The sequence below is a fragment of the Colwellia sp. BRX10-9 genome (genome assembly GCF_014077405.1).
Lineage (GTDB): Bacteria > Pseudomonadota > Gammaproteobacteria > Enterobacterales > Alteromonadaceae > Colwellia_A.
This window is the reverse complement of the sequence record NZ_JACGVV010000003.1, coordinates 136,919-148,187: the sequence shown is the minus strand read 5'-3', so window position 1 is coordinate 148,187 and position 11,269 is coordinate 136,919. Positions and strand designations below refer to the sequence as shown.

Annotated in this window: 8 protein-coding genes; 1 reads left to right on the top strand and 7 read right to left on the bottom strand. The window is 37.8% G+C overall.

All coding sequences use genetic code 11. The annotated features are described in order from the left end of the window. Positions 1-52 precede the first annotated feature (52 nt). A complete protein-coding gene (locus H4J69_RS03235; protein ID WP_182230223.1) occupies positions 53-196 on the bottom strand; it encodes a hypothetical protein in 144 nt (47 codons plus the stop codon). Between the two features lie 368 nt (positions 197-564). On the opposite strand from H4J69_RS03235, the gene H4J69_RS03230 reads away from it, so the two are divergent. Further along, positions 565-3,531 carry a TonB-dependent receptor gene (locus H4J69_RS03230; RefSeq protein WP_182213801.1) on the top strand — a complete coding sequence of 989 codons (2,967 nt, stop codon included), beginning with the start codon at positions 565-567 and terminating at the stop codon, positions 3,529-3,531. A 495-nt stretch (positions 3,532-4,026) separates the two neighbouring features. On the opposite strand, the gene H4J69_RS03225 is transcribed toward H4J69_RS03230, so the two are convergent. The 6 genes from H4J69_RS03225 to H4J69_RS03200 all read right to left on the bottom strand — a co-directional run bounded on the left by H4J69_RS03225 (position 4,027) and on the right by H4J69_RS03200 (position 11,164). After that, the gene (locus H4J69_RS03225) at positions 4,027-4,848 is read right to left on the bottom strand and encodes a DUF1338 domain-containing protein (RefSeq protein ID WP_182230222.1); all 822 of its coding nucleotides are present in this window, start codon (positions 4,846-4,848) and stop codon (positions 4,027-4,029) included. Between the two features lie 204 nt (positions 4,849-5,052). After that, the gene (astD, locus tag H4J69_RS03220) at positions 5,053-6,522 is read right to left on the bottom strand and encodes a succinylglutamate-semialdehyde dehydrogenase (RefSeq protein WP_182230221.1); all 1,470 of its coding nucleotides are present in this window, start codon (positions 6,520-6,522) and stop codon (positions 5,053-5,055) included. A 124-nt stretch (positions 6,523-6,646) separates the two neighbouring features. Continuing rightward, a complete protein-coding gene (gene astA, locus H4J69_RS03215; protein ID WP_182213797.1) occupies positions 6,647-7,663 on the bottom strand; it encodes an arginine N-succinyltransferase in 1,017 nt (338 codons plus the stop codon). Between the two features lie 105 nt (positions 7,664-7,768). Further along, on the bottom strand, positions 7,769-8,983 hold the full coding sequence (locus tag H4J69_RS03210) for an aspartate aminotransferase family protein (RefSeq protein WP_070375700.1): 1,215 nt from the start codon (positions 8,981-8,983) through the stop codon (positions 7,769-7,771). Positions 8,984-9,318: 335 nt separating this feature from the next. Beyond that, positions 9,319-10,464, bottom strand: a complete 1,146-nt coding sequence (locus tag H4J69_RS03205; protein WP_182169190.1) for an HDOD domain-containing protein — start codon at positions 10,462-10,464, stop codon at positions 9,319-9,321. Between the two features lie 115 nt (positions 10,465-10,579). Then, positions 10,580-11,164: an aminodeoxychorismate/anthranilate synthase component II gene (locus tag H4J69_RS03200; RefSeq protein WP_070375702.1), complete on the bottom strand. Its 585-nt coding sequence runs from the start codon at positions 11,162-11,164 to the stop codon at positions 10,580-10,582. Between the last annotated feature and the right edge of the window lie 105 nt (positions 11,165-11,269).

Sequence of the window (11,269 nt, the reverse complement as noted above, 5' to 3'; positions counted from 1 at the left end):
ATCATTATTTTTCTACTCAACACTTTACCTAAACATTAACGAAAATTACCCCTTAATCTTTTAATGGGTCATATAAATATGGGAATGAATCAAACATTGGCATTATTTCTGGGCGAGGCGAATCGTTATGTTTTTTAAATCGCTCAGCTACATAGCTGCAGTTAAATTGAATTGTATTATATAAAGTAGAACTCATTGTTGCTCCCTCAAGTGATTTATAGCTTAATTTGATTACTGATATTTGGAATATTTCAATTAATACGGATATTTTGTATAAAATATTTTTACAAAAAAGTTACAAAAAGGCTTTTTTTTTGTTTGTAGCGTCTATAAATCGATACATATTTGGATATGGTTTGGTTAATAGGTTGATTATTTCATTGGTAAACAGTTGGTTAGGTACTAATAAAAAAGTTCAAAAACATTTTTGTAATAGGGGTTGTAATATTTCTATATTCAGGCAGAATTAATGGATATTGTTACCTAATGTAACAATTTGTTGAAATATTCAAAGAATTTAAAACAATAAATATTTAAACTATAAGTCCAGAGAGAAACACTAATATGAAAAATTCTAATTTAAAGCGTAGCTTTAAACAATCAATTACTGCTGTAGCAGTAGCGATGTCATTGAGTGCAGCAATGCCTGCAATGGCAAATAACACAACAGGTTATATTACTGGTAGTTCTATTAGCCAAAGTGGTCAAGTTCTTGGTTCAGTTACAATTAAAATTGTAAACAAAGAAACTGGTTTAACCCGCTCTGTTGTTTCTGATAGCGAAGGTTCTTTCCGCTTCCCGCTTCTTCCTCCTGGAATGTATGACATTACAGCAATGAAAGATGGCTTCCAAATCACAGCTCAAAAAGATGTTAAAGTTGGTATGGGCGGTAAAGTTAGCCTTAACATGACTCTAGCTGCTGATGATATTGAGCGTATTGAAGTTACTGGTTCAGCTATTGCTATGGTTGATATCACAAGTTCAAGCACAGGTATCGTTGTTGATACTTTAACTCTTGATAGAGTACCTGTTGCACGTGATTTCACTGGTGTTGCTTTATTAGCACCGGGTACAACTAAAGGTGATTCTGCTTTTGGTAACAACCCATCTATTGGTGGTGCATCTGTAGCTGAAAATGCTTACTATGTGAATGGTCTTAACATTACTAACTTCCGTACAGGTGTTGGTTCTAGTCAACCACCATTTGAAATGTATGATACATTTGAAGTTAAAACTGGTGGTTACTCGGCTGAATTTGGTCGTGCTACTGGTGGCGTAATTAACGCAAAAACTAAAAGTGGTTCAAACGAATTTAAAGCTGGCGTAAATGTTTACTACGAACCAGATGCTTTAAGAGAAGATAAGCAATCACAAAAACGTGATGACGGTACTTTACGTATTGATAACACTGGCGATGAGAATGACTTCTACGAAGTTAACTTATGGGCAAGTGGCGCTATCATCGAAGATACTCTTTTCTATTACGCACTATACAGCCCGCGTAGCGATGAATTTGAATACAACGGTGGACAAGCTTCTACTCCAGATGGTATTGCACAAAGTTTATACTCACAAAAAGATGATGATTCTTTCTGGGGTGCAAAAGTAGATTGGTATATTACTGAAAACAATATCCTTGAAATCTCAGCTTTCTCTGATCAAAGTACTACAACTACATTGAGAACTGATTATATTGGTTCTACTGGTGCTGAACCAAAAGAAAGTTTTGAAGACAATGGTGGTTTGAACTACACAGCTAAATTAACGTCTATTATTACTGACGATTTTTCAGTATCAGTTCAATACGGTATCAATGAAACAGACCGTACAGCTGGTAGTGTTTTAGATGCTAACCCAGCTATTTACCGTAACTTCACTAGAACAGGAGCGTTTGTTCCTGGTGGTAACTTTGCTAACTTTAGCATTGGTGAAGGTGATGATCAGCGTCAAGTTGTTCGTATCGATGCTGATTGGTACTTAGGTGATCATGAAATACGTTTTGGTGTTGATAAAGAATCACTAACGGCAAACCAACAAACAATTAACTCTGGTGGCGCTTACTACTTATACGTAATCGGTGAAGATGATACTACGATTGATTATGTACGTCACCGTACATACAGCAGCGGTGGTTCTTTTGAATCAGAAAACTTTGCATACTACATTCAAGATCAATGGCAAGCTACAGACGATCTAGTTATTAATGCTGGTATTCGTAACGATTCATTTGAAAACAAGAATGGTATTGGTGAATCTTTCATTAAACTTGAAAACCAATGGGCATTACGTTTAGGCGCTGTATACGATGTTATGGGCGATGGCGAGTCTAAAATATGGGCAAGCTACGGTCGTTACTATCTTCCAATCGCTGCTAACACTAACATTCGTTTAGCCGGTGCTGAAACTTATGTTCAAGATTACTACAACTACGACGGAATGAGCAGCGATGGGTTAGAAGTTCCTAACCTAACTGGTGGTACTTACACTGGTCGTCCTCAAGATGTATTCTCAAACGGTGATGTTCCAGAAGCAGGCGCAATCGTTGATTCAAGCATCGACCCTATGTATTCAGATGAATTCATTGCCGGTTACCAGTTCCAGTTAAATGACGAATGGAGCATGGCAGTTCAAGGTACTTACCGTGAACTAGCAACAACTATTGAAGATGTTGCAATCGATTTTGGTTTTAATGAATATGTTAATCGTGAATTCGGTTCAGCTTGTACTGAATGTACAGGTTTCCATTACTATGTACTAACTAACCCAGGTACAGACATTACTGTAACGACTGACCCTGATGGTGATGCTGGTCCTTTAGCTAATCAAGAATACACTATTCCTGCATCTGACTTAAACTACCCTGAAGCTATCCGTAAATATGCTGCTGTTGACGTAACTGTTAACAAAGAGTGGGATGGCAAATGGATGTTAACTGGTACTTACACTTGGTCACATAGCTGGGGTAACAACGAAGGTTTAGTTCGTTCAGACAACGGTCAAGATGACGCTGGTTTAACAACTAACTTTGACCAACCTGGTTTATTAGATGGTGGTGATGGTAACTTACCAAATGACCGTCGTCATTCAGTTAAAGTATTTGGTTCTTACCAAGTTACTGATGACTTGAATATTGGTGCAAACTTCTCATGGCAAGCAGGTAAGCCAAGAAGTGCATTTGGTATTCACCCAACTGATATATTTGCTCAGGCATATGGTTCAGAGTCTTTCTACAAAGGCGGTCAATTAGCTAAACGTGGTTCAGAAGGTACAACAGATTCTCTTTGGAACCTTGATTTAACGGCTAGTTACGACATTGAATTTGAAGACTTTGACTTAAATCTTCGTGCAGATGTTTTCAACGTATTTAACAATGATACAGCATCTGAATTCGACGAGATTTATGATGATGAATCTAGAACTGATTTCAATGAAGACGGTTCAGGTAACTACTTTGTTAGCCCAACTTACGGCTTAGCACAGAACTGGCAGACTCCACGTTATGTTCGTTTAAGCGCTTCAATCCGCTTCTAAAAATTGTTTAAACAATAATTTAGTTGTTAAAAAACCCGCTACTTAGCGGGTTTTTTTATGGTTAATATTTAACAAGCGATATTTATTGTTCACTGAACTTTAACGTTTGCTGTATTTATATAAGGGTAAATGCCAGACATTAAAAATTAGAGGGCGTTAAATGAAACGCTTACCTATAAATAGCAGAGAATAAATAGTAAGGGTTAATCCCTTTCAGTCGTCAGCGATGCTTTAAATACTAGTTCAGGAAAAACTAATCATAATATAGGAAAAGGATAAGTTCTTATTCGAACCAAAGGATCCGATTTCAGTGCCAAAATAGAAAGGCTGAGCACCAATGAAAGGTGTTTGATATTTGTAATCGGTAATGTGACTAATGTCATGGAGTAAAAGGGAGGACTATGCAAAGTAATGTTATTGTTGTAAAAATTTAGCGAGCAGGGCTTTATTTCTGCTCGCTATAACCTAGCCCATTGATGGGTTGTTGAACAACAATTAGGCTGCTACGTTGGTACTTTCAAATATCTTATCTGCAGAAGCCGCAACAAAACCAGCATATAGCTCGCCAGAATCTAATGGGTATCGCTTAGCAAATTCATAAAAACAGCTAGGGATTTCTGCTTCTCCATCTGAGAATTTAACAATAGCTTTATCTGCCATGGTTGACGATTGTTCAAGTTTAACGATTGAGTCGCCTTTGATTTCACCGCCGGTCGTGTTTAATAAAAACCCACCTGCTTTAACGGCGATATTTACCTCTTCAATAGTCGAAAAGTTATCTAGGTGATTGATACTGACAGTAAAGTGGTTTGCACGGTATCCCCAAGCAGCCACCCAAGCGGCATATTCACTCTCTGCTAACAAAGTTTGGTACTCTGCTTTGCTTACTTGCCAATGTGTACCAGAATACAAGAAACTACTCTGTGCAACCTTCTCATCGTCTATAGCACTAACCATTTTTTCGATAATGTTTTGAACATTAACTGAGAATTCTTTGACGCGTAATTCACTGATAAAAACTTTTGGCAAGCTCGCATCACTGTGTTCAAAATGTTTTGCATTAAGTTTTTTGCTTGAAAAGTCATATTCACCAGAATATTTATAACCTAGCGCTATTAAGATCGTGGCTAATTTATCTAAATTTACCTTCGCACTATCAAAGGTTCGATAAGCAACATGATCGTTGATTAAATCGCCTCCTGAGCTGAGTAAATGATGAATTTTATCGGCAGAAGGCGTAACTTCAATATAGTTTTGCCAAATGTTAGTAAACAAGTCAGTAACTTGCTGGTGTTGAATTGAATTAATATTTGTCATGTAAATATCCGTAGTAGGAGTAGGTAAAATTAGTGACTAATGAATAGTTAAAGAGAGGCGTTCATTTTAAAAGGATTTATGAGAATGCGTGTCACTGCTAACTATTCAGGCTGAATGGCTAGATTTGATCTATATTCTTAAAAAAGCTGGGACGAAGCCCAGCTTTGATTATTAACTTATTAGCGTACATTACTGTAAGTGTGCCTAAATACTCAAGCCTGGGCTTAATGTTGCTGGTAATGACACTTTAGGTGCTTCAACAGAGGCTACTGGGTAAGCACAGTAATCAGCTGCATAGAATGCACTTGCTCTATGGTTACCACTTGCGCCAATACCACCAAATGGAGCCGCACTACTTGCGCCTGTAATTGGTTTATTCCAATTAACAATACCTGCACGTATTCTACGGAAGAAGTGGTTGTATAAATCTTCGCTGTCACTTAATAGGCCAGCAGACAAACCAAATGAAGTGTTGTTTGCTTCATTGATCGCCGCGTCGAAATCTGTGTAACGGTATACTTTTAATAATGGACCAAAATGCTCATCATCAGGCATAGCTTTAATCGATGTTACATCAACAATACCCGGAGAAATAAAACCAGTACCTGCTTCTAAATGCTTCATTTCAACTAATGATTGTGCACCTAAATCTAGTAACTGTTGCTGTGCAGCAACAAGACTTAACGCTGCTTTTTCAGAAATCATTGAACCGATAAAAGGTTGTTCTTCATCGTCAAAATAACCTATTTTAATCGCTTTTGTCGCTTCAATAAGCTTAGCGATAATAGCATCACCTTGTTCGCCTGCTTCAATAAATAAGCGTCTTGAACAGGTACAACGCTGTCCTGTAGTAACAAAGGCTGATTGAATAATATCATGTACTACCGCTTTAACATCGCTAATATCTTTAACGATTAGTGGGTTATTTCCACCCATTTCTAAAGCTAAAATCTTACCCGGTTGGCCGCCAAATTGTTCATGTAATAAATGGCCAGTATTTGAACTACCGGTAAAAAACAAACCATCGATTTGTGGATGTGAAGCAAGCGCTTTGCCTGTTTCAACTTCACCTTGTACGAGATTTATGACACCGTTTGGTAAACCCGCCTGTAACCAAAGTTTTAAGGTTTCTTCAGCAACTTTTGGTGTTAATTCACTTGGTTTAAATACAACTGTGTTACCCGCTATTAATGCAGGAACAATATGTCCGTTAGGTAAATGACCAGGGAAGTTGTAAGGACCGAAAATGGCAACAACACCATGAGGCTTATGACGTATCATTGCTTTTGCGCCAGGCATTGGGTTTTCAACAGTACCCGTTCGCTCATTGTTTGCTTTGACAGAAATCGCTATTTTACCCATCATGGCGCCAACTTCTGTACGGGTTTCCCAAAGAGGCTTACCTGTTTCTTCTGCAATAGTTATTGCCAGATTTTCTTTGTTCTCACCAAGAAGCACAGCAAAGTTTTCAGCAATAGCAATACGAGCTTCAAGACTCATGTCTGCCCATGACTCAAACGCCGCTCTCGCACTTTTTACCGCAATATCAACTTGTTCTTTAGAAGCAGACTTTCCCTGCCAAATAACTGTGTTTCTTGCGGGGTTTAACGAGCTAACATCGTGACCTAAACCTGCTTGCCACTGACCATTAATTAATTGTATTGCTTTTGACATTTTTCTGTCCTTATACTTTACGACGTTACCAGGTGACATAAAAACCCACCTAATGAACTAATTATTATTTCACTGCGCGCTGCTCAGTGAAATAAAATGATTGCTTAGAGAATCAAGGTTTACGTTAATTGCGAACTAAGCGTACAAAATCACCTTCATTTACATGCAGTGCTTTAGCGATATCGTCTGACATCAACACCTGTTCAGCAGTTGCTCTTAGCGATACCTTTGCTTGAACAGCTCTAAAACCTGCAACTTTCGTGTTACAAATAATAAAATTAGCTTTATCATCTGTCTCACCAATAATGACTTGATACTTGCCACTATTTCGAATTGTTTTTACTTTGGCTGTTTGTGCTTCAACCGTGGGGCCACCATCAAAGATGTCAACGTATCCTCGGCGGGCAAAACCTTCGGCTTCTAATAATCGCAAGGCAGGTAATGTCTTAGGATGAACTTCGTTAATCACTTTTTGTGCATCTTTGCTTAATAAACTGACATAGATAGGATGCTTTGGCATTAACTCAGCGATAAAGACTTTTTTACCAATACCGGTTAAGTAATCGGCTGTTGGAAAGTCCATCGAAAAGAAATGCTCTTCTAACCAATTCCAAAAAGGAGATCGTCCTTCTTCATCAGATATACCACGCATCTCAGCGATAACTGTGTCTGCAAAGCGCTCGTGATGTTCAGCCATAAACAAAAAGCGACAACGAGACAAAAAACGGCCATTTTTATTTTTTCGGTGACTCTCACCCAAAAACAAAGTACAAATTTCAGATGCACCCGTGTAGTCATTACACAGTGACAATGTTTCTACGGTATTATAAATGCCTAACTCACGAGAATTATGGACGACTTTACCTAAATGATAATGGTAAAAAGCATCTTCTAAACCTACAGCGGCTTCAATACCACTTGTACCAACAACCTGACCCGTGTCAGTATCTTCCATTACAAACAGATAACCTTCGCTAGACGGGTGCGACACATCTTTATCGAAAGAATACTCAGAATGAGCGATACGTTGCTTTAATAAGCCTTCATTGACAGGTAGTGATGTAAAACCGTGTCCTGATTCTATCGCAATACGATGTAAAGAGTCATAATCGCTCGCTTGAATAGGGCGTATAATAATCATAGAAAGATCTCATTTTTTACAAAGAAAAATGAAATTGCAGTCATTTTAGAAAAATAACTACAATTTCAACGGTGTAATTGTTTTATTAAGGTAATTTAACAATGACTATTTTGCTAGTTTAGCAACAGCTTTTTCAAAACGAGCTAAGCCTTCATCGATATCAGCATCTGGAATAACTAATGAAGGAGCAAAACGAATAATGTTTGCGCCAGCAACTAAGGTCATAACACCTTCTTCTAAAGCAGCGTTTAAAAAGTCTTTTGCTTTGCCATGATACTGCTCGGTTAGTACCGCACCAATTAACAAGCCTTTACCACGAATTTCTTTAAATACTTTATGCTTAGCATTAATTGCGTTTAAACCTGCAACGTAGCGTTTTGCTTTTTCTTTTACACCATTTAAAATTTCTGGCGTATTAACCGTATCAAATGCAGCTTCAGCTACAGCACAGGCTAATGGGTTACCACCATAAGTACTACCGTGAGTACCTATTTTAAGGTGTTTAGCAAGTTCGGTTGTTGTTATCATCGCGCCGATTGGAAAACCACCACCTAATGCTTTTGCGGTTGTTAAAATATCAGGTACAACATTTAGACCCATATAAGCATATAAGTCGCCAGTACGGCCAACACCTGTCTGTACTTCATCAAAGATTAGTAAAGCGTTATGTTGATCACAAAGTTCACGCACACCTTCAATGAACTCTTGTGTAGGAGAAACTAAACCGCCTTCACCTTGTAATGGTTCAATCATTATGGCACAAGTTTTATCAGACATAATTGCTTTTAGTGCTTCTAGGTCGTTGTAGTCAACGTGATCTATATCACCAGGCTTAGGGCCAAAACCATCTGAATAAGCTTTTTGTCCACCGACAGTAACGGTAAAGAAAGTACGGCCGTGAAAACCTTGATTAAATGCAATAATTTGTGTTTTGCCTGCGCCATGAACATCAAGTGCCCAGCGACGAGCTAATTTAAGGGCTGCTTCATTTGCTTCAGCGCCCGAGTTGGCAAAGTAAACTTTATCTGCAAAAGTATGATCAACCATTTTTTTAGCTAAACGTAAAGCGGGTTCATTCGTCATTACGTTAGATAAGTGCCAAATTTTATCAGCTTGGTCTTTTAATGCGCCAACCAATGCTGGGTGACAATGGCCTAAACAGTTAACCGCAATACCGCCAGCAAAATCAATAAATTCACGGTCTTGTTGATCCCAAACACGAGAGCCTTTACCACGTACAGGGATTACCGTTGACGGCGCATAGTTAGGTACCATTACGTCATCAAATAATTTACGGTCTACAGGAAAATGGTTAGTCATTGTTCACACCTCAAGTTATTAAACACTGCTGTGCAGTGTATCTTGGCATTACCGCAAAATAGCTCAGCAGGTAAAAACCTTATATTAGTTTATTTTTCAGCAGACATAAAAATGATGAAGCTAAAAATTAGGCGCTAAGTATGACAGAGAAAACAAGTACTGTCTTGCTCAAAATGACTGCAGACCTTATAAAACAAAGGCTTGCCATGTTTTATTCAGTATAGATGCATAACTATATAAAGAGAGTTTTATAGGCTTACTAACGGAATTGCTCGTGAGGTAACGAACACAGTGGGTTATTAACAATAGGTAAACTTTTCATAATTAATCAAAAATTATTTAAAATTTAATTTTATGTGATCAATGTCGCTTTTCTTTAATAAATTGATCTCTTGTGGTGTGATTCGTACTGTTGTTAACAGTAACTTAGCTTCATCATTACTGATTAAATCATCTTTAGCTAAGCTTCTAAAAGCAACATACGCTTTTGCTTTGGTGACTATTTGCGCTAGTGGGCACATTTTTTCTAATGTTTCTGTGTAGGCAAGATCAAATATAGCTTCGGTAATTTGCAAGCGGTCTAGACGCATCAACTCCACTAAATCTGCTGATATCTTGCTACTGCGTGTTATTAGCTGTTCGATTAATAAGTCTGGTGAAGCGTCAAAGGCAACTAATGTATCATGAAGTTTTTTATCTTTATTCTCGTAAGCAGCTTTTAATTCTGCGGTATGTAACTCACTGTAAGTGGTTAAAAAGCAGCGAGAAACAGCGATTAGTCCTAGGTGACTAAACATGCCAGCAGCAAAAGCCGAAAATTCATCCATACCTGCTTTTTTAGCCAATACTGAGGAAGACATGGCAACAGCCAAACTGTCATTCCAAAGTTTTCTTTTCATTAACGTGTAAGGAGCCGTGCTATTAGGTAACCAATGTTTGAGCATAAAGGTTGGCATGACTAACTTTAAATTGTCTAAGCCGATATAACTTAATGCTAAACTTGCGTCAGTAACTTGGACATCGGCCCGTTTACGATACTGTGGTTTATTGACCAGATTAATTAGCTCATTTGCTAACCAAGGTAATGATTTAGCTAAAGGAATAATACGATTAATCGAAGCGGCGCGCACTGACAGTATTTCCATAATACTGGGAATGGCATCTTCAATTTTTAATATTTTGTTGTAGAGGTTTTCTTTGTTATCAAATTTTTTGTTTACTTCAGTTGTCACATGGGTAAAAAATTTAGCCATGACTTGCTCAGTAAAGAAACTTTCTCCGTGGGCCTGAATGATTTTATTTTTATTTGCTTCTTCTTCAACCGCAAGTAATTCTCTGCGGCGATTAGCTTGTTCGCTGTTTTGATGGACAGCAACAGACACTTTTCCACTTTGCTTTTCAGCAAAGCCTTTACTGATCATTAAGCTCATCGCTCTTTTATATATTGGGGCGACTAGGTCGTTGTTTTCAAATATCTGCATGAGCTAATAGGGTGTTTTCCAATAAAGTTGAACTTGAATAGTCTTTATCGGCGACATACACAAAAGTATGAATGATGACAAATGAGAGTGATCGCCTGACGCTAATTTTTTTGTTTTATTTGCAGTGAGTAATAAAGTTCTTCAGTAACATCATGCCTTGTTCCGTTAAAATCGATTCAGGATGAAATTGTACACCTACAATAGGCAATGTTTTATGGGCTAAGGCCATAATTTCATTGTTTTTACCCTGTTCATCTTTGCTCCAAGCCGTTACTTCAAGGCAATCAGGCAAAGTGTCTTTATTAACAATTAATGAATGATAGCGTGTCACAGTTAAAGGGTTATTTAATTGATGGAATAAGCCACTTTCGTTATGTTTTATTCTACTTGTTTTCCCATGCATCACGACAAGTGCTTTTTCAATACTTGCACCAAAGTGTTGTGCAATGCACTGATGACCTAAACAAACACCTAAAATTGGCACTTTACCGGCAAAGTGTTTAACTATCTCTAATGATAATCCCGCTTCATTTGGAGAACATGGACCTGGAGAAATAACAATATACTGGGGTGATAGTACCCTAATTTCAGCTAAAGTTATTCGGTCATTTCGTGCAACGACGACCTCTTGCCCTAATGCTTGGAAGTAATGTACTAAATTAAAAGTAAAAGAGTCGTAATTGTCGAGCATTAATAACAAAATAGTCCCTTGGGTAGGAAGATAATAAACGCGGCTATTCTAATCGCTCATCATTGACAATTCATTATATATTTCTACTTTGCTGCTTTGTTGTTGTTTTTGTTG